This window comes from Megasphaera massiliensis (assembly GCF_000455225.1).
Taxonomy (GTDB): Bacteria; Bacillota; Negativicutes; order Veillonellales; family Megasphaeraceae; genus Megasphaera; species Megasphaera massiliensis.
On the sequence record NZ_HF954537.1, the window covers coordinates 682,162 to 703,004 of the forward strand.

The 20,843-nt window shown below is 54.4% G+C and carries 13 protein-coding genes; all 13 read right to left on the reverse strand.

The window, feature by feature from the left end:
- The coding region (locus TX77_RS06590; RefSeq protein ID WP_044503982.1) for a GTP-binding protein at positions 1 to 834 on the reverse strand (834 nt) is incomplete at its 3' end.
- Positions 835 to 853: 19 nt separating this feature from the next.
- The gene (gene mnmA / locus TX77_RS06595; protein WP_044503983.1) at positions 854 to 1,933 is read right to left on the reverse strand and encodes a tRNA 2-thiouridine(34) synthase MnmA; all 1,080 of its coding nucleotides are present in this window, start codon (positions 1,931 to 1,933) and stop codon (positions 854 to 856) included.
- A 2-nt stretch (positions 1,934 to 1,935) separates the two neighbouring features.
- Positions 1,936 to 3,078 carry a cysteine desulfurase family protein gene (locus TX77_RS06600; RefSeq protein WP_044503984.1) on the reverse strand — a complete coding sequence of 381 codons (1,143 nt, stop codon included), beginning with the start codon at positions 3,076 to 3,078 and terminating at the stop codon, positions 1,936 to 1,938.
- 112 nt (positions 3,079 to 3,190) lie between these two features.
- A complete protein-coding gene (locus TX77_RS06605) occupies positions 3,191 to 5,323 on the reverse strand; it encodes a DNA topoisomerase III (RefSeq protein WP_044503985.1) in 2,133 nt (710 codons plus the stop codon).
- Between the two features lie 96 nt (positions 5,324 to 5,419).
- A complete protein-coding gene (locus tag TX77_RS06610; RefSeq protein ID WP_044503986.1) occupies positions 5,420 to 7,081 on the reverse strand; it encodes an ATP-dependent nuclease in 1,662 nt (553 codons plus the stop codon).
- A gap of 106 nt (positions 7,082 to 7,187) precedes the next feature.
- Complete coding sequence (gene malQ / locus TX77_RS06615) at positions 7,188 to 10,598, reverse strand: 4-alpha-glucanotransferase (RefSeq protein ID WP_230198077.1); 3,411 nt, start codon at positions 10,596 to 10,598, stop codon at positions 7,188 to 7,190.
- A 50-nt stretch (positions 10,599 to 10,648) separates the two neighbouring features.
- Positions 10,649 to 12,085 carry a glycogen synthase GlgA gene (glgA, locus tag TX77_RS06620; RefSeq protein WP_044503987.1) on the reverse strand — a complete coding sequence of 479 codons (1,437 nt, stop codon included), beginning with the start codon at positions 12,083 to 12,085 and terminating at the stop codon, positions 10,649 to 10,651.
- A gap of 154 nt (positions 12,086 to 12,239) precedes the next feature.
- The gene (glgB, locus tag TX77_RS06625) at positions 12,240 to 14,177 is read right to left on the reverse strand and encodes a 1,4-alpha-glucan branching protein GlgB (protein ID WP_044503988.1); all 1,938 of its coding nucleotides are present in this window, start codon (positions 14,175 to 14,177) and stop codon (positions 12,240 to 12,242) included.
- An 18-nt stretch (positions 14,178 to 14,195) separates the two neighbouring features.
- Positions 14,196 to 16,628: a glycogen/starch/alpha-glucan phosphorylase gene (locus TX77_RS06630; protein ID WP_081651711.1), complete on the reverse strand. Its 2,433-nt coding sequence runs from the start codon at positions 16,626 to 16,628 to the stop codon at positions 14,196 to 14,198.
- A 28-nt stretch (positions 16,629 to 16,656) separates the two neighbouring features.
- Entirely contained in the window at positions 16,657 to 17,778 is a 1,122-nt protein-coding gene (gene glgD / locus TX77_RS06635) for a glucose-1-phosphate adenylyltransferase subunit GlgD (RefSeq protein ID WP_044503989.1), read from the reverse strand.
- Positions 17,775 to 18,950, reverse strand: coding sequence for a glucose-1-phosphate adenylyltransferase (locus TX77_RS06640; RefSeq protein WP_044503990.1), 1,176 nt, complete (start codon positions 18,948 to 18,950; stop codon positions 17,775 to 17,777). The genes glgD and TX77_RS06640 overlap by 4 nt, the downstream gene beginning before the upstream one ends.
- 407 nt (positions 18,951 to 19,357) lie before the next feature.
- Positions 19,358 to 19,612: a DUF4911 domain-containing protein gene (locus tag TX77_RS06645; RefSeq protein WP_044503991.1), complete on the reverse strand. Its 255-nt coding sequence runs from the start codon at positions 19,610 to 19,612 to the stop codon at positions 19,358 to 19,360.
- Positions 19,605 to 20,843 (reverse strand): peptidase U32 family protein, encoded by a 1,239-nt coding sequence (locus TX77_RS06650; RefSeq protein WP_044503992.1) that lies wholly within the window; start codon positions 20,841 to 20,843, stop codon positions 19,605 to 19,607. Before TX77_RS06650 ends, TX77_RS06645 begins: the two co-directional genes overlap by 8 nt.

The window sequence follows — 20,843 nt, forward strand, 5'->3', positions numbered from 1 at the left end:
CAAGGTAACCGTGTCGCCGACGCGGCAGTCGCGGACGTTCTTCATGCTGGCTGCCAAATAACCGACGCTGCCGCAGCCGAGAGACGGCACGGGATGCATCTGAGGCAGGAAGACGCCCGTTTCGATGACTTCAAATTCTTTGCCCGAAGCCATCATGCGGATCCGCTGGCCCGGCTTTAAGCTGCCTTCCATGATGCGGATGTTAGCGATAGCCCCCTTATAGGCATCGAAGTGGGAGTCGAAGATGAGGGCCCGCAAGGGCTTATCTTCTTCGTCGGCCGGGGCGGGAATGCGCTGGACAATGGCTTCCAGGACCTGGTCGACGCCGAGGCCCGTCTTGGCGCTGATCATGATAGCGTCGGAGGCATCGAGACCGATGACGTCTTCGATTTCCTTGCAGACTCGGTCCGGGTCTGCACTGGGCAGGTCGACCTTATTGATGATGGGGATGATTTCTAAGTCATGTTCCAAGGCAAGGTACACATTGGCCAAGGTTTGGGCTTCGACGCCCTGGGTGGCGTCGACGATGAGCAGGGCCCCTTCGCAGGCGGCCAGGCTTCGCGATACTTCGTAGTTGAAGTCGACGTGCCCCGGCGTATCGATGAGGTTCAGCGTATACTGTTTGCCGTCTTTGGCATCATAAATGAGGCGGGCCGACTGCGCTTTGATAGTAATGCCTCGTTCTCGTTCAAGGTCCATCGTGTCGAGTAACTGGGCTTCCATTTCCCGTTCGGGCACAGTGCCGGTCATTTCCAGCATCCGGTCGGCCAAGGTAGACTTGCCGTGGTCGATATGAGCAATGATTGAAAAGTTTCTGATATGATCTGTGGACACCGTATGTTTCCCCTCTTTCTTATTGGATGACGCCGCCGCCGAGGACGCGTTCCCCTGTTTCTTCATCGTAGAGCACGAGGGCCTGGCCGGCCGTAACGGCACGCTGGGCTTCATCGAACTCGACGCGCATGTCGTCGCCGTCAGGATAGACCGTGCAGGGCGATTCGTTAGCCGCATAGCGTATCTTGCCGAGGGCCCGGAAGGGCGCTGTCGGCACCTGTTCGACCCACGTCGCTTCGCTGGCTTCGACGGTCTTTGAAAACAGGTCCTTTTCTGAACCGACGATGACTCGATTATGTTCGACGTCTAAGGCAGTGACGTAGTAGGGACCGCCGGGACCGCCGAGGTTGAGTCCCCGCCGCTGGCCGACGGTATAGGCAGCAATGCCCTGATGACGGCCGATGACGCGGCCCGATTCATCGACGAAGTCGCCGGGCTTAAAGATATCCTTCTGTTCCTTTTCCAAAAAGCCCTTGTAGTCGTTGTCGGGAATGAAGCAAATATCCTGACTTTCGGGCTTGTTGAAGACCGGAAGGTTCCACTCTTTGGCCAGTTTCCGCGTGTCGGCCTTCTCGAGATCGGCCATGGGGAACAGGAGGTGCGGCAAGATGTCCTGGGTCAGCTGATAGAGGACGTAGGACTGATCTTTGCGGCGGTCTGTACCGCGTAAGAGCGAATAGATTCCCGTCTGTTCGTCTTTTGCCAGACGGGCGTAATGGCCGGTGGCCAGGAAATCGGCGCCAAACTGCTTGGCTTTTTCCCAGAGCAGGCCGAATTTAATAAATTTATTGCAGGCAATGCAGGGATTGGGCGTCTTGCCCCGGCGATAGGAATCGACGAAATAGTCGATGACATCGCGGCGGAACAGTTCGCGGAAATCCAAGGTATAATGGGGAATGCCCAGAACCGAAGCGACGGCTTTGGCGTCGTCGACGGAACTGAGGGAACAGCAGGCGTGGACGTTGTCGATGGTGCAGGCCGGGTCTTCTTCCCACAGGCGCAGGGTGATGCCGATGACGTCATACCCCTGCTGCTTTAAAAGACCGGCTGTAACCGAGCTGTCGACGCCGCCGCTCATAGCTACTGCGACTCGTTTCATGTCTAATCTCCTCTACTGGTCGTCACGGCGTCCCGGATCCGGGACACGGCGTGTTCAATATCTTCTGTCGTATTGTCTTTGCCGACGGACAGGCGGATGCTGCTGCGCAGCCACTTTTCTTCGACGCCCATGGCCTGTAGGACGTGGGACGCTTCGACGGCACCGGCTTCGCAGGCCGACCCGGCCGATACGGCAATGCCCTGTAAATCGAGGGCGATGAGTAAAATGGCACTGTCCACCCCGTCGACGCTGAAGTCGATGATATTGGGCAGAACCTGACGGCGATTGCCGTTTAAGCGGAACCGATCGTCGCCTTGAATGAGCTTGTCATAGACGATGTCGGTCAAAACCCGGGCGGCTTTGGCCCGATCGTCCCGTTCTTTTTCAAGTAAGGCCGCTGCCTCGCCGAAACCGACGATGGCGGCGACGTTTTCGGTCCCTGCCCGCAGGCGGTGTTCCTGAGGACCGCCGTAGGCTTCGGCTGTCACCTTGAGTCCGTGGCGGATATACAAGGCACCGACGCCCTTAGGGCCATAAATCTTATGGCTGCAGACGGTGAGCATGTCGATATTTTCTTCCATAGGCCGAACGGGCAGATAGCCGAAGGCCTGAACGGCATCGACATGAAAGGCAACGCCTTTTTCCTTGGCCAGGGCTCCGATGGCAGCAATGGGCTGAATCATGCCCGTTTCATTGTTAGCGTACATGACCGAAATGAGGGCCGTATCGTCCCTCATGGCAGCTTCCACATCGTCTGCTGAGACGCAGCCGTCTCCATTGACGGGGACGTAGGTCACGTCATAGCCCTTTTCTTCCAGGGCCTGGAAAGTTCTCAGGACGGCATGGTGTTCGACGGCCGTCGTGATGACGTGGCCGCCCTTGGGAAAATTGGCCCGCAGATAGCCTAAAACAGCCAGGTTATCCGCTTCCGTTCCACCGCTGGTAAAGACCAGGTCTTCGCCGCTGACGCCGAGGCAGTGTGCGACTTGACCGCGTGCCTTCTGAACGGCAGCCCGAGCCTGTTGACCAAAGTAATGGAGGCTCGACGGATTGCCGTAAGATGTCGTCAGATACGGCATCATGGCGTCCAGGACTTCCCGATCCATAGGCGTCGCTGCGGCATTATCTAAATAAATGCGTTTCATTTATGATTCTTACTCCTATATGGACAAAAAAGCTATGAAAAAAATAGCTTAATCTTTATAATACCATAGGGCGGCCTTTTTGTATATCCGTCCTTTTGACATATGGCCGTCATCAGGACTTGGCGTAGAGGCTGGGCACGCCGTCGACGTCGGCACACTTGGTGTTGCAGGTCTCGCCGCTGCAGACCCAAAAGACGCCGTAGGGCCCGGTCCTTTTCTGGAAGGTCCCCTTCTTACAGCGCGGGCAGGGATAGGGCGACGGTTTGGCATCCCCGTCCTTCCCCTCTTCGGTAATAGGTTCCGTATGGCGGCACTTGGGATAGTTGCTGCAGCCGTAAAAGTCGCCGTACTTGCCGTGGCGCTTGACCATGGGGCTGCCGCATTCCGGGCAGGCCTTGGCGCCTTCGACCTTCATGACGACGCCGCCGGCAGCCGTGACCAAGGCTTTCAGAAAATCGAGCTGGTCGCGTAGGAAGGCTTCGAGGTTGTCCTTCCCGAGGCTCATCTGATAAAGCCGTTCTTCCCAAATGGCCGTTTCATCGGGATAGAGCATTTCGTCGGGCAGGGCGTCGACGAGAAGATAAGCGTTGTCCGTCGGCTTGAGATATTTCTTTTTCCCTTCGGCCGTCAAGAATTTGCGCTGAATCAATTCTTGAATGATCGTCGCCCGCGTCGCTTCCGTACCGATGCCTTGGACTTCTTTCAACTTCTTCTTCAAGCTGTCGTCTTTGACGTACTTATAAATTTCTTTCATGGCCGCCAATAAGGTCGACGGCGTAAACCGCGGCGGCGGCTTGGTCGCCTTCTTGTCAACCTGGCCGTTTCGGTAATGGACGGCATCGCCTTTGCGGACGACGGGAAGTTCTCCCTTTTCTTCCTCATCGTCATTCTTATCGCTCTGATAGAGGACCTTCCATCCCGGCACGGTGACGGCCTTGCCGTGGGCGACGAAGGTCTCGTCGGCGCAGTCGATGGTAATCCGCGTCTGGTCGTATTCGTGGATGGGATAGAACTGGGCCAGATAGGCCTGGGCGATGAGGTAATAAATGCGCTGCTGGACGGCGGTCAATTTGTCGAAAGGACAAGGAACGGTCGTCGGGATGATGGCGTGATGGGCCGTAATCTTGCTGTCGTTCCAGGCCCGACTCTTGATCTTGCCGTCAGCCCCGGCCGCCCATTCAGGAAGCTTCCCGGCCGGGATGGCCGCGATATTCGCTAAGATGCGGGGCACGTCTTTACGCTGATTGAGGGGCAGGTATTCACAGTCCGAGCGGGGATAGGTCGTAAGCTTCCGTTCGTACAAGGTCTGGGCCGTGTCGAGGACCTGCTGGGGCGTGTAGCCGTAGCGCTTGCCGGCCAAGACCTGGAGGGACGACAAGGATAAGGGCAAACGCTGGGGTTCTTTCTTCTTGGATTTCTTATTCTCGACGATGGTTCCGTCGGGATTGGCCGCTAAGCGGGATAAGATATCCTTCGCCGCTTCTTCCTTGATACAGCGCCCTTCGGAATCGAGGCCGGCCTGGGTATCCTTCGGCTGCCACTGAGCGCGGATGAGGCCGTTCTTATGCTCAAAATCGGCTTTCACGACGTAATACGTAACCGGCACGAAATCGTCGAGTTCCCGCTGGCGGCGGACGACGAGGGCTAAGGTCGGCGTCTTGACTCTTCCGATGGGAAAGACGACGCGATGGCCCTGACGACGAGCCGACAAGGTATAGGCTCGGGACAGGTTCATGCCGATGAGCCAGTCGGCCCGGCTCCGAGCTAAGGCCGAATCCTTCAAGTGGACGAAGTCGCCGTTGCTGCGAAGATCGCCTAAGGATTCATGGATGCTCTTTTCATCAAGGGCATTGAGGAGAATGCGCTCGACAGGTTTTTCATTCCCGACGTAGTCGAGGATCTCGTCGATGAGCAGCTGCCCTTCCCGGTCAGGGTCACCGGCGTTGACGATGGCATCGACATCGGGACTTGAAATGAGGCCTTCAATGATATGGAACTGCTCCTTGCTGGCCGGACTGATGAGGAGTTTCCATTCCGTCGGAATGATGGGTAAATCTTCCGCCTTCCAGCGTTTATATTTGGGGTCGTAGTCTTGAGGTTCGGCCTGCTGCAGGACGTGGCCGTAAGCCCAGGTGACGATGCCGCCTCCCGTACGGATACAGCCGTTTCCCCGCCGATGAGGTTCCGGCAGGCACTTAGCCAGTTCCCGGGCCATACTCGGTTTTTCGGCAATAAAAAGTTTCATACCACATCTCTCTTTCTGCAATAGACTGTACCTTATAGCATACCATATTTTGAGGTTTCTTTACAGGGTGCCATCGGCACAAAAAGCAACCCAGGCCTATACGGCTTGGGTTACTTTGGCTAATTGTCCGACGGCCCGGATGACGTTGGCAAAGGCCGGCGGAATATCGTCTTTTTCAAGGGATTGGCCGAGGAGGCGTCCGAGAATGACGCCTTTATTACTGTACAGCCAGGCAAAATAGTAGACGTACAGGGCCCGCTTATTGCGAGGGTTGACGTTCCACAACCGGCGTGCCGGATAGTCATGGTAATTGATATCCAGCTTACGGCAGGCCTTTTTGATCATGTCCGTCGTAGCCCTGGCGTGGTCGCCGCAGGCCGTGTTGATGATGCGGTCCAAATCGCGGCGCCGTCCCCTGTCGAGGAGGGTCTTGGCCAGATCCATTTCAAAACAGATTTCATGGGTAAAATAGACACCGCGTTCACCCTTGTGGGCCGCCTTGACGTCGGCGTCATACAAGGCGGCGACGGGAATCTTGAAGTATTCTAAAAGGGCTTTGATCTTAGAAATAGAGCTTTCACCGCGGGCGTTGATGAGACAGATGCCGTAGTAGTCAAAGGGTATGTTTAAGGTCACGCCGAATTGCTGGAAGCAGCCGTACTCCGTTTCGCCTTCGACGATGAGGGCGCTTCGCGAATAGAGGGCCGCCTTGACTTCCGGGAAGTGCATGATCAGGTGTTTTTCAATTTCTTCGCTGAAATGGAAACAAGAGCCGCAGGCCGCTCGAACCATCCCCTGCTTATCGCGGTACAGGCGGATGATGTTGCGATAGTCGTCGATGAGGGAATCCGTCGAATGGGTGACGATAAACAGCTGCCCCCGCAAGCCGTCGATGTTGAACAGATCCTTGAGGATCCGGCAGAACTGAGGATCTTCGTTCTGGAGAAGCTGCTGATAATAATGGAGGACCGACCGCTGCATATACGGATGCAGGTGGATTTCAGGCTCGTCGATGGAGATGATGAGCGGCAGGTACCGCCTTCCTTTTTCATCGACGATGAGGTTGTGTTCCATGGGCACGGCCCGGCTGAGGGACATTTGGTAGACATGGGTAATGACGCAGAGCGCCGCCAGGGAAATGAATTTCATATTGTCCGCCCGGGGCCGATCCGTGCGGCACAAAAGCTTCGACAAGAGGAAGATATTGACGAAGTAGGAAGAATCGAGGCTGCCGACGGCCACTTCATGATGGATAAAGGCTCGCGCATCTTCTGACAAACCGTCCCAATGCTCCTCTCCCCAAGCCGAGAGCTTCTGCTCTAAGGCCCGATAGATTCGCGGAGCCACCCGCTGCTCTTCGGGAATGGTCGCCGAATAGGACACATAGCGCAGGCGGCGGATCAATTCTAAGGGCAGCTCTTCACCCGTGTCGTCGAAGTAGAGATGGGGATACATATCGCTGATATGCATTTCCATGCGGATGCGCAGATTTTGGCGATGTTCATCGGGTTTATCGGCAAAGTACTCCTTGTCGCTCTCGAGGAGATGAAGCCCCATGGTGATGATGATGGGCTGTGACGGATCGGCGTAATCGTCTTCGTCGACGTTGCGGCCGTCGCTCATATATGCCAAAAGGCGCAGGAGACCGCTCTTGCCGATGGCATTTTCCCCGACGATATAGTTTGCCTTTTCATGAAAGGTCATGTCGACATCTTGTAAGTTTCGATAATTTTGAATGCGCATGTGCGTGATATACACAACGATTCCTCCTTTTTCCGGATATCCTTACTATAGGTATTCGACAAAAAACGCGCTGCTCCCTTCTTTTGAGAGACAGCGCGTTATTCCATTTCGGCAAGGAGACTTAGCGGCCGCTTTTACGGCAAAGTTTCGCCAATCGGCGAGCCAAATCAAAGGTCGTCTGGCCTTCCTTCATCTGCCACTGCCAGTTGCCGTCGGCGACGCCGGGAACGTTCATCCGAGCTTCTGCCGGGAGGGCCAACAGATCCTGCATGGGCACGATGACCGTTTCAGCCCGGCGGCGGTAGGTGTAGGCGATGACGGCCTGTACCAGCTCTTCCGGCGAGACGTCGTCAGAAAGGTCCAACATGCGGCGAATATGAAGCTGTTCGCTTTCAGAAAGTTCCTGTTCATACCATCCCCGAATCGTATTGTTGTCGTGGGTCCCCGTATAGGCGATACAGTTCAGTTCTGTATCGAAGGCGCGAATGCCGTCGGAACGGTCTTTAAGATGGAACTGGAATACCTTCATACCCGGGAGATCAAGGGCGTCTTTTAAGGCGCAGACGTCATCGGTAATGACGCCTAAATCTTCGGCAACCAGGTTCAGTCGGCCCAGTTTTTGATAGACGGCGCGGAACAAATCGAGGCCCGGCCCTTCTTTCCAGGCACCGTCTTTAGCAGTCGGGGCGCCCTGAGGGACGGCCCAGTAGGCGGCAAAGCCCCGGAAATGATCGACCCGCAGTTCATCGAAGAGGTCTTTCATGCGGCGGAAACGATCGGTCCACCACTGATAGCCGTCGGCGGCCATGGCGTCGTAATCATATAAGGGATTGCCCCAAAGCTGGCCGTCGGCACTGAAGTAGTCAGGCGGTACGCCGGCGACCGATACGGGCCGTCCGTCCTCATCGAGGTCGAACTGATCCTGATGAGCCCAGCAGTCGGCACTGTCATGGGCAACGAACATGGGCAGGTCGCCGAGGATGGTGATGCCGTTTTCTTTGGCATACGCCCGAAGCTCGTGCCACTGACGGTCGAAGATGTACTGCATGAATTTGACATGGGACACTGTGGCCGAGAGTTCCTTACCATAGCGCGTAAGAGCTGCGGCATCGTGGCGGCGGATGTCATCGGGCCATTCCGTCCAAGGACGGCCCTTAAAGAAATCACGGATACTGCGGAACAAGGCGTAGTCGTCGAGCCAGTAGGCATTGGCCTCACAGAAGTCCCGGAAGGGCTGCCAGGAAATGATGAGGTCCTTATCGTGAGACAGATTCCATAAGATGCGGGCCTTTTCGGCCGCCACCTCCGATGGCGGCAAGCCTTTCCCCATAGCGATGAAATCGGCGACGACGTCTTTTTTCAGCCAGCCCCAGTCACACAGTCGTTCTAAAGAAATGAGGGATTCGTTTCCGGCAAAGGCCGATTCCGAGAGATACGGCGAATCGCCGGCCAAGGGCGGCATCAGGGGCAGGATCTGCCAGACCGATTGACCGGCCGTCTTAAGGAAGTCGACGAATCGATACGCCGCCGTCCCTAAGACGCCCTTTCCGACAGCTGCCGGCAGTGACGTCGGATGGAGAAGGACGCCGCTGCGTTTCTTTTCGGCCTCACCGGCCTGTAAGATGACCGCTTCTAAGGGCGGCAGGGTCAAGGTCAGGCGGCTGTTCAAGGTCACTTCCGGTTCCATTCGCTTATTCAGGGCATTGGTAAACTTGCCGTAAGCCAATCCGTCCGTATACAGGCTGATGGTCCGAAGCGCCGACGGATTCCGGTTCATGGCGACGATGAACAGCCCGTCTTCTGCCGGTTTCCCAAAGACGTCGCGGCCGCCTTCGATGAGCCTGGCAAAGGCGTAAACGTCGCCGTCGGCGTAGAGCGGGATGAAACGGCCCGTCTGTAAGGCATCATGAGCCGTCCGCAAACGCGTCAAAGCCTTGGTCCAACCGAGAATATCCCAGTCTTCCCGTCCCCAGGGATAGGTCCGACGGTTGTCCGGATCCTTACCGCCGGTGAGACCGGCTTCATCACCGTAATAGATACAGGGCGCACCGGGCATGGTCATCTGCCACGTCGTCAAGAGTTTCAACCTCTTTTTGGCCGTCGTTTCGACATCTTCTACGTCGGTGCCGCCGGCGGCACTCAGGACGGTCAAGATTCGTTCGATGTCATGGCTGCTGATGAGGTTGAGCATGGCATAGAAATTTTCCGGCGGATAATTTTCCCGAAGGCGGGTCAATTCATCATTCATGCGCCGTGCCTCTTTGGCTCCGGTGACAAAATCCACCATCAAGGCCCTTTGGGCGTAGTTCATGGCGCTGTCGATGTCGTAGCCCGAGAGGTATTCCCGCTGCTCGCTGTAGCTGACCTTATTCGACGCGTCTTCCCAGACTTCGCCGATGAGGACGGCGTCGGGATTTTCTTCTTTCAAGGTCTTATAGAACTGCCGCAAGAAAGGAACGGGCAGCTCGTCGATGACATCGAGGCGCCAGCCGCGGATGCCCTGATTGAGCCAGTATTTGAGGACGCTTTCTTTCTTGTTAATGATGAAATCCATGTACGACGGCGTCGTTTCCTCGACGTCGGGCAGGTCCGACACGCCCCACCACGATTCGTATTCATCGGGATAGTTGGTGAATCGGAACCATTCGTAGTACAGCGATTCCTTCGATTGGTAAGCGCCGACGCCGGGATAATGACCGAAGCGGTTGAAGTAGATGCTGTCGGCCCCGGTATGGCTGAAAACGCCGTCGAGGATGACGGCCATGCCGGCCTCTTTGGCAGCTTTACAAAAGGCGGCAAATTCTTCATTGGTCCCCAGCATGGGATCGACGCGGAAATAATCGGCCGTTCCGTAGCGGTGATTACTCGAGCTTTCAAAGATGGGATTGAGGTAAATGGCCGTAATACCCAATTCTTTTAAATAAGGCAGTTTCTCCTGAATGCCCTTGATATTGCCGCCAAAAAAGTCATAATAAACGATATCGCCGACGCCTTCCCGCTTGCAGTAGTAAGGCTTATCATACCAATTACTGTGAATAACGGCCCCTTCTTTGCCCCAAAGGTTTTCTCCGTCGCCGCTGCGATAGAAGCGGTCGGGGAAAATCTGATAGACGATGGCATGCTTAAACCAGTCCGGCGTATGGGCCTCTTTGTCGTAGACCGTAATCTGATAGGCCGGCGGCGCCGCTTCATAGACGGCCCCTTCCCCGCCGAGCTGTTCGTAATTATTCCCGTAATAACGCGTCGTGTCTCCGTCGCTTACGATGAAGTAATACCATAAGAGGCAGCCCTTATCGGGAATGGGCACGACGGCTTTAAAGGCCTGGTCCTCATAAGTCATGGAGAGATGCGATTCACCGACGTTACTCTGCCACAGGCGCACCTCGGCCCGGCAATTCTCCCCCTGTCCCGAAGCCCCCAGGCGCAGGATAAGCCGGCTTCCTGACGGGACGGCACCGAAGGCAGACCGATAATAAAAATCATGAGAGTTGTGATACAGTCGTAAGTCCATAGAAAATCCTTTCTTCTTCATCAAGAATCCCCCGTCGCGCATACCCGACGGGGGACCCGATACTGAGCCCCTTACAGCTGCAGTACACTTTCATATAAACTTATATAGGCGTCAGCCGATTGGTTCCAGCTGTAATCGCTGGTCATGGCGTTGCGGACCAGCTGATCCCAAAGGGAATCGTCTTCGTAATAACCGAGAGCCCGTTTCGTCGTAAACAAGAGTTCGTGGGCATTGAAATTCGGGAAGGTCAGGCCGTTGCCCTGTTTGCTGTACTTATCGAAGGGCTGTACCGTATCCTTGAGTCCTCCCGTTTCCCGGACGATAGGAATGGATCCGTAGCGAAGGGCAATGAGCTGGCTGAGACCGCACGGTTCATAGCGCGACGGCATGAGGAACATATCCGACGCGGCGTAGACCTTATGAGCCAGGGCTTCATTGAACATGATATTGGCCGAGACCTTGTTGGGATGGCGGTAAGCCAGTTCCCGGAAGGCATCTTCATAGCCGGCATCGCCGGTCCCGACCAGAACCAGCTGGACTTCGTCATCGACGAGTTCATCCATGATTCGCATGACAAGGTCCAGGCCCTTGTCTTCGACGAGGCGCGTGACCATAGCGATGAGGGGTACGCCGCGCTTGATACGAAGGCCGAGTTCAGCGCGCAGGGCGTCTTTATTTTCCCGTTTGTCCGCCCGGGCCGTATCGACAGAGTACTGCTTTTTAATGTACGGATCCGTTTCCGGATTGTAAGCATCGACGTCGAGACCATTCAAAATGCCCGACACTTTGCCGCTGTTAGCCCGGATATAGCCGTCCAGGCCTTCCCCGAAGTAGGGATAGGTGATTTCCTGAGCGTACGTCGGGCTGACCGTCGTAACCCGGTCGGCATAGACCAGGCCGGACTTCATGTAGTTGACGCAGCCGTCGCATTCGAGATTGCCCTTATCAAAGAGTTCCTGCGGCAGGCCGATGATGTCGCGCATAATCGACGGCGGATAGATGCCCTGATACTTCAGGTTATGGATGGTATAGACCAGCTTCATATCCTTATAAAAGTCGTCGTGGCGGAAGTCTTCTTTGAGGAAGACGCCCATGAGCCCTGTATGCCAGTCGTTGCAGTGGATGATATCGGGCTTAAAGCCGACGGCGGGCAGCATGGTCAGAACGGCGCGGCAGAAATAAGCAAACCGTTCGGCGTCATCGCCGTAGCCATAGAGATTGTCCCGCTTGAAATACCATTCGTTGTCGATAAAATAGACGGTCACCCCGTCTTGTTCTACCGCTTCGACGCCGTAATAGAGCTGGCGCCAAGACAAGTTGACCGTACCGGTCACGACGGTCTTCATCTTTTCTTTGACAGCATCGGCAATGCCGCTGTATTTCGGAATGACCAGCCGGACGTCCACGCCTTTTTTGGCTAATGCCTTCGGCAAGGCCCCCATGACATCGGCTAAGCCGCCAGTCTTAATAAATGGCACTGCTTCTGAAGCCACAAATAATACCTTCATCGTCTGTCCCTCCCTTTTACGGTCTGATGTCGTCCGCGCCGCTTCTCGCGTTGCTTGGGCACGGCGTTTTATAGATGGTGATGGATGTGTTACTGATACCCGCCGTCTCGTTTGATGCCGGCGTGTTCCCTTTCTCATGCCTTTGCCTTCTTTCTCAGCCATTCAGCTGTTCTTCTTCGCAGTCCGGTTTCTCCGCCTCGCAGCCCTTTCGGCGCAGATAAATCGTCGCCAACGGCGGCAGGGTCAATTCGATGGACTGGTCCATGCCGTGCATGGGTACATCCTGAGCGGCAAAAACGCCTTCATTGAGGACGTTCGACCCGCCAAAGGCTTCGGCATCGCTATTAAAGACTTCGACGTAATCGCCCTTGACGGGAACGCCGATGCGGTACGAATGGCGGACGACAGGCGTAAAGTTGCAGATGACGACGGTCGAATCTGTTTCGTCTTTGCCCGTCCGGAAGAAGGCAATGGCGCTGTTATCGTTGTCATCGCAGCTGATCCAGGAAAAGCCCGACCAGTCGCAGTCCTCTTCCCACAATTCCGGATGGTCGACGTAGTACCCGTTCAGTTGGCGCACGTAGTCGTGCATAGCCAAATGCATGGGGTAATTCAAGAGGTGCCAGTCGAGACTGTCATCGTACTTCCATTCGATGAACTGGCCGAATTCACTGCCCATGAATAAGAGTTTCTTGCCGGGATGGGCCATCCAGTAGCCGTAGAAGGCTCGAAGGCCGGCAAATTTCTGCCAGTAATCGCCGGGCATCTTATCCAGGAGCGAGTGTTTGCCGTGGACGACTTCATCGTGCGACAAGGGCAGGATGAAGTTTTCCGAAAAGGCGTAGCACAAGGAAAAGGTAATGAGATTGTGATTGTCCTTGCGGAACAAGGGGTCCATGGACATATAACGCAGCATGTCGTTCATCCAACCCATGTTCCACTTATAATTGAAGCCCAGGCCGCCGACGTCGACCGGTTTGGTTACGAGGGGCCAAGCCGACGATTCTTCGGCGATCATGAGGGCCTGCGGAAATTCTTTAAAGACGGCCGCGTTGAGATGGCGCAAAAAGTCGATGGCTTCCAAATTTTCCCGGCCGCCGTACTTATTGGCCTGCCATTCTCCGTCGGGATGGCCGTAGTCGAGATACAGCATATTGGCCACGGCGTCGATGCGAAGGCCGTCGATATGGAACTGGCTCAGCCAAAAGAGGGCGCTGGAAATGAGGAAGGACTGGACTTCCGTCCGGCCGTAGTCGAAGTTCATCGTATCCCATTCCTTGTTTTCCGCCAAGATCGGATTTCCCGATTCGTAGCACGGTTCGCCGTCAAAGTGGCGCAGGCCGTGGGCGTCGCGGCAAAAGTGGCCCGGCACCCAGTCGAGGATGACGCCGATGCCGTTTCGGTGGCAGTGGTCGATGAGATACATAAAATCTTCCGGCGTGCCATAGCGGCTGGTCGCTGAAAAATAACCCGTTCCCTGATAGCCCCAGGAACCGTCAAAGGGATATTCACACAGCGGCATGAGCTCGATATGGGTATAATGCATGTCTTTTACGTAAGCGACCAGCTCTTCGGCGATATCGCGGTAAGTCAGCATGCCGCCGTCTTCGCCGCGCCGCCACGAGCCGAGATGGACTTCATAAGTCAGCATCGGTTTACGATACGAATCGTAAGCCTCACGGCTATCCATCCATTTCTTATCGTGCCAGGTATAGTGGAGCTTGGTCAGTTTCGATGCCGTATGAGGCCGTACTTCCGACCAGAAAGCGTAAGGGTCGCTCTTTAAGATGCGTTCTCCTGACGCCGTCGTAATGGCGTATTTATAAATATCGCCTTCTTGAAGGCCTTCTATATATGCGACCCAAATGCCATTGCCTTGGCGGCTTCGTTCCATCGGATTGGCATCGTCATCCCAATGGTTGAAATCACCGACGACACTGACCTTCTGTGCGTGCGGTGCCCAAAGGGCAAAACGCACGCAGGATTTGCGGTGCCGAGAAGAAAAATGAGCACCGAATAGTCGATAACTAGCGTAATTGGTACCCTGGTGATACAAGAAGGTACTGTATTCGTCGATTGCACTGAGTTTCATCGCATATCCCCCTGTCTTTCAGTCGTGCTTAGATGGCTTGATGTGCCAAATATCGTCGGCGTACTGCTTGATCGTCCGGTCACTGGAGAAATATCCCGACTGGGCAATATTGACGACACTGGACCGCCACCAATCTGATTTATGTCCATACCGCTTGGCAATTTCCTGCTGTGCCTCACAGTAGGCTTTAAAATCTTTCAAGACGAAGTATTCGTCGTTCTTATCGAGGAGTGATTCGTAGAGCAGGCCGAAACTTTCACCGCCCAGAGTTCCGTCGACGAGGGCATCCATGAGGCGCCGTATATCGGAATCACTGCTGTACATCTTCCAAGACGAATAACCGCCGCGAATATAGTAATTCATGACTTCATCGGCTCGGAGGCCAAAGATGACGCAGTTGTCGTCACCGACGAGATCGTGGATTTCGACGTTGGCCCCGTCCATGGTCCCAAGGGTAGTGGCGCCGTTCATCATGAATTTCATATTCCCCGTCCCGGACGCTTCCTTGCCGGCTGTCGAAATCTGTTCGCTGACGTCGGCAGCCGGGAAAAGGAGCTGTCCCAGAGATACGTTGTAATTTTCCAGGAACAGGACCTTCAGCTGCTGGCTGACCGTCCGGTCGCCATTGATCATGCGGGCGATGACGTTAATCAGGCGAATCGTTTCCTTGGCTTCGCCGTAACTGGCTGCGGCCTTGCCGCCGAAGAGATAGGTCCGCGGCGTAATGGTCAGGGACGGATTGTCCTTTAAGAGGAAGTAGAGGTGCAGGATATGGAGGATATTCAAGGTCTGGCGTTTGTATAAATGAATACGCTTAATCTGAATATCGAAGATGGAATCGGTCCGGATATCCTGATTATACTTGTCCCGAATGTAGCGGGCCAGCCATTCCTTGCGTTCGGTCTTGACCTTGGCCAGCTTTTCCTTAAAGGAAGCGTCGTCTTTATAGGCCATGAGGTCGGCCAAACGCGACGGCGTCTTACGCCACTTGTCACCGATCGTATCGTCGATGAGGGACGCCAGTTTCGGATTGGCCTCGATGAGCCAGCGCCGATGAGAAATGCCGTTGGTCTTATTGGAAAAGCGGTGCGGGAAACAGGTATAGAATTGGTGCAGCGTCGAATCCTTCAAGATCTGCGAATGGATTTCGGCGACGCCGTTTACGCTGTGACTGCCGAGGACCGAGAGGTGCGCCATGTGAATCTGGCCGTCCCACAAGATGGCTACGTCACGGGCCTTATTTTCATCGCCCGGATAGAGACGGCGTACTTCTCGGAGCCAACGGTTGTTAATTTCTTCAATAATTAAATAAATTCGCGGCAAGAGGTCCTTAAACATGGGAATGGACCATTTTTCCAGGGCTTCCGGAAGGATCGTGTGATTGGTATAAGCGACGGTCCGGACGGTAATATCCCAGGCGGCCTGCCACGAGAGGCCTTCTTCATCCATGAAGATGCGCATCAGCTCGGGGATGACCAGAGCCGGATGGGTATCGTTGATGTGGATGGCAACGTATTGGTCGAAACGATAGAGACTTTCTCCGTATTTTTTCTTATAATGGCGGACAATACTTTGGACGCCGGCCGATACGAAGAAGTATTCCTGCATCAGGCGCAGGCGGCGTCCGTCTTCGGTGCTGTCATCGGGATAGAGGAAACGGGAAATCTGTTGGACGCTGTCTTTGTAGCGGAAGGCCCGGTGCCGGTCACCCATAGACAGCTCCTTATACATTTCTTCCCGGGAATACTCGGCCCGCCACAGGCGAAGGGTATTGACCGTATCGTTTTGAAAGCCGATGACCGGCACGTCATACGGAACGGCCTTGACCGTCGAGAACTGTTCGTGAACACATTCGAGGCTGCCGTCACCGGTAGGCCGCATATAGGCATTGCCGCCAAAGCGGACGTAGACGGCCTTGTCGACTTTCTTGACCTCCCAAGGATAGCCTTTGACCAGCCAGTTATCGGGCAGCTCGACCTGCTGGTTATCGACGATGCGCTGGTTAAACAGGCCGTACTGATAACGGATGCTGTTGCCGTGACCGGGAAGGGACAAGGCGGCCAGGGAGTCGATGAAGCAGGCTGCCAGCCGGCCGAGTCCCCCATTCCCGAGACCGGGATCGCGTTCGGCCGGGATGACGTCTTCGAGATCCCAACCGAGGTCCTTCAAACCGTCCCGGCAGATGTTGTCCATATCGACATTGAGGAGATTCGATTCCAACAAGCGGCCCATGAGAAATTCAATGGAAAAATAATAGACTTGTTTGACTTTTTTCGCAGCATAGGATTGGTTGGTACGGATCCAATCTTCACTGACCAGATCGCGAATCATGTAGGCAATGGTCTGATAGACTTCGTTCAAGGTTAACTCTTGCAATTCCTTTTCCCACAGTCGGTAGGCTTTGTCGGTAAACAACCTTTTGAATTCTTCCTTGTCCTGCCATGTTTTCATATGCTTATTATCCCCTTTTGTCAAAACACTAACGTACGGAACATTTGCCAATACACAACAGATCATCGGCGGTACGCTGCAAGACAGCTTCCGGCTGGATGACCGAATTCTTATCGCAGACGACGTAGTCGAGCTGGGCGTCGTCACCGATGACCGAGTGCTGCATGATGATGCTGTTGCGGATGACCGCATTCTTTCCGACCCGGACGCGGCGGAAGAGGATCGAATTTTCAACGCGCCCTTCGATGATGCAGCCGTTGGCTACAAGGGAGTTGGAAACGTGGGATTCTTCCATGTACTTGGCCGGAGCTTCGTCTTTGATCTTGGTATAAATACGGTGATCCAAGTCTTTTAAAAGCAGTTCGTGCCAAATGCGGCTGTCGCGCAGATCCATGTTGACTTCAAAATAAGATTGGAGTGAATCGATTCGTTTGGCGTACCCTTGATAATTATACCCGAAAATGCGCAGGCGGTCGACGTTTCGCTGGAATACATCGGTAATGAGATGGGTATACCCTTTAGAGTAAGCCCGGCGGATGCAGTCCTGGAGAACGTCGCAGTCGATGATGATGCCGCGCTGGTAGAGGTTATCCCCGGCTTTGACTTCCATCTTGGAGTCGATGGCCCGGACCCGGTCGGTGCAGTCTGTATCGATGGTCAGTACATAGCCTTCGCGGTTAAAATCATACTGCTGTTTCTGATAAATAAGGGTTACGTCGGCATTGTGGCGGCGATGGAAGTGCAGGACTTCATCGTAGTCGATATTCTGCACCATGTCGCAGCCCGACAGCAGGGCGTAGCGCTTATTGGCCCGCCGGATAAAAATCAGGTTGCGGTAATAAGCGGCGATGTCACCTTCGACGGGATTTTCGATGTCGGCCCGTTCTTCCGGCAGATAAAACAGACCGTCCCCCTTATGAGCCAATCCCCATTCCTTCCCGGAACGGATGTGATCAAGGACCGACCGCGACTGACTCGAAAGCATGAGGCCGACGTTTTCGATGCCGGCATTGACCATATTCGACAAGGTAAAGTCGATGAGGCGATACTTGCCGCCAATGGGAAGGGTCGCCAAAGGGCGTGTGTCATTGATTTCCTTTAACGGGCGGTCTTCACGCATGTTGATGAGACCGATCATATTGCTGTTCATAGCGAGTCTTCCCCTTTCACGGTAACTTCTTCCGGTTCGCCGTCTGTAAGCTTTGCCTTGCGGCCGAGAACGGCGACAGAGCCGTCTTTATTGCGCAGGACGGCACCGGGATAGATATGGCATCGTTCCCCTAAGATGGCCTTGTCGATGACGGCGTTCTCTTCAATGACGGTACCGGGCATGATAACGGAATTGGTGACCTTAGCCCCTTCCTTGATGGTAACGCCGTAGAAAATGACGGAATTGCTGACATTGCCGAGTATTTCAGAGCCTTCGGCGATGAGAGAACTCTTGGCCGACCCGTTAGGTCCGATGAGATGAGGCGGAAAACTCTGGTTTCCCGAATAGATGCGCCACTTGCTGTCCCGAAGATTGATGGGCGGTTCATCTGCCAAAAGGTCCATGTTGGCCTGCCAGAGGCTGTCGATGGTACCGACATCCTTCCAGTAGCCTTCAAAGGGATAGGCGTAGAGCGGAACCTGATCGGCCAGCATGGTGGGGATGACATTTTTCCCGAAGTCATGTTCTGACTTTTCATCTTTGGCGTCGGCCCGGAGATACTCTTCGAGGACGGCCCGGTCAAAGATGTAGATGCCCATGGAAGCCAAATTGCTTTCGGGCTTGGCCGGTTTTTCCTGGAACTTGTTGATGCGCATGTCTTCATCAGCGACCATGATGCCGAAGCGGCTGGCTTCGTCCCAGGGGACGCGGATGGTACCGATGGTAACCTGAGCCTTATGCTTCTTGTGGAAATTGAGCATCTTGTCGTAATCCATGGAATAGATATGGTCACCGGACAAGATGAGGACGTAGTCGTCGCCGACCATATCGACGAAATTCAGATTCTGATAGATGGCGTCGGCCGTGCCGCGATACCAGTTAGAACCGCCGTCGCTCTGATAAGGCGGCAGGACATAGGTACCGCCTCGATTGGAATCGAGGTTCCATGAACTGCCGTTACCGATGTACCAGTTCAGTTCGAGAGGCTGATATTGGGTCAGGATACCGACCGTATCGATGCCGGAATTACGGCAGTTGCTCAAAGGGAAGTCGATGATGCGGTATTTTCCTCCGAACAAGAGGCCCGGCTTGGCTTGGTCTTTGGTCAGGACGCCAAGGCGGCTCCCCTTCCCACCAGCCAGGATCATAGCCAGGCAATTAGATTTTTTCATAAAAGCGCCTCCTAACGCGACTTCGGTCCGGCGGATGGTGAAAAGGAATGCCCTATGTCGAAGATGAGCTGACGGACCTGCATCGGACCGTACACATTACATACAATATAATATATACAGCCATTCATTTTATGATTATAGTATTAATTATACACCAAATCTGTTAGAAATTTAAAGGGATAACGATTAAAAATAGGGTAACAAATATCACAATTTTTCATTTTCCTTTAGAATTTGACTACAATCAGGAACTATTATCAGCCAAAACGAGCAAAACAGGCACTAATTTCGGAGCGTTTTCGTCCCGCAAGGGAAAACAGCAAAAAAAGAGACAATCTCTCAAGAGATTGTCTCTAATCGGATAAACGTATAACTATAAATTTTACTAAAAAAATACCTTACGTTTATCAGCCTTTTTCATTCGTCTGATTCGTTCTTTTCAGGACCTGTTCAAAGGACAGGATCTCGACAGGAATGGGAAGGTCTTTTAAAACGTCGCGTGTCTCCCCTGCCGTATCGGCCGTCGTCCGGACGAAGCCGATCCCCGCCTTTCCATCGAGGGCGGTGACGACGCCGAGGTAGCCGCAGCCTTCGATAATGCGGTTGACGAAGGTCATGTCCGTCGGCGCCACGCGAAAGTAGACCCAATCGGCATCAAGCATGGTCTTCTACCTGACGGCGCATCATGGAAAAGGCTTCAAGGGGCTCGGAAATGGCCACCCCCACGAGCTGCCGCGGATGGCGGGCGGCATCGAGGGCTTCCCCGTCTTCATTGATGATGGAGCCGATGGTGCAGGTGACTAAATGGCCTTTGGGCTGCAAAAACTCGACGGTCTGACCGACTTTGAAGTGGTTCCGCTGTTCAATCCAGGCAATCCCCTTTTCGGCATCATAGGAGCGGACCAAGCCGATGAAGTCGTGGGTCTGGGTATTGCTCGATTCACTGTAGACCTGGTCGGCCTCCGTCGGCCGCGATACGGAGAAGCCGCGGGTATAAGGCCGGTGGGAGATTTTTTCCAATTCATCGAGCCATTCCGGGCGGACCGTGAAGTGTTCGGGATCGGCTTCATAGGCGTCGAGGGCTTCGCGGTAGACCTTGGTCACCGTTGCCACGTAATGGATACTCTTCATGCGGCCTTCGATTTTGAGGCTCGACAGGCCGGCGTCGTAGAGGTCCGGCAGATACGGCAGCATGCACAGATCTTTCGAGTTGAAAATGTAAGTCCCCCGTTCATCTTCGACGACGGGAAAATACTGACCCGGCCGTTTTTCTTCGACGACGTTGTACTTAAAGCGACAGCACTGGACGCATTCGCCGCGGTTGGAATCGCGGTCCCCCTGGGTAAAGTAATTGCTCAGCAGGCAGCGGCCGGAATAAGAAATACACATCGCACCGTGGACGAAGCCTTCAAGTTCGACATGCGGCACTTTTTCGTGAATGGTCTTGACGTCGGCCAGGCTGACTTCGCGGGCCATGACGACTCGCGCCGCCCCATTGTCGGCCCAAAATTTCACCGAAGCCCAGTTGGTCGTATTGCCCTGGGTCGAAATGTGAATCGGAAGATCCGGTACCATCTGGCGAGCTAAGGCAAAGATGCCCGGATCGGCGATGAGAACGGCATCGACGCCGATATCGCGAAGGTAGACGAGGTATTCCGGAAGGCCTTCCAAATCTTCATTATGCGGAAAGATATTGACCGTGACGTGGATCCGCTTGCCCAAAGAATGGGCGTAGTCGACGGCTTCTTTCAATTCTTCATTTGAAAAGTTGTCACTGAAAGCCCGCAGGCCGAAGGATTTCCCGCCTAAGTAGACGGCGTCAGCACCGTATAAGAAGGCCATTTTCAATTTATCCATACTGCCGGCCGGAGCCAGCAATTCTATTTTTCCCAT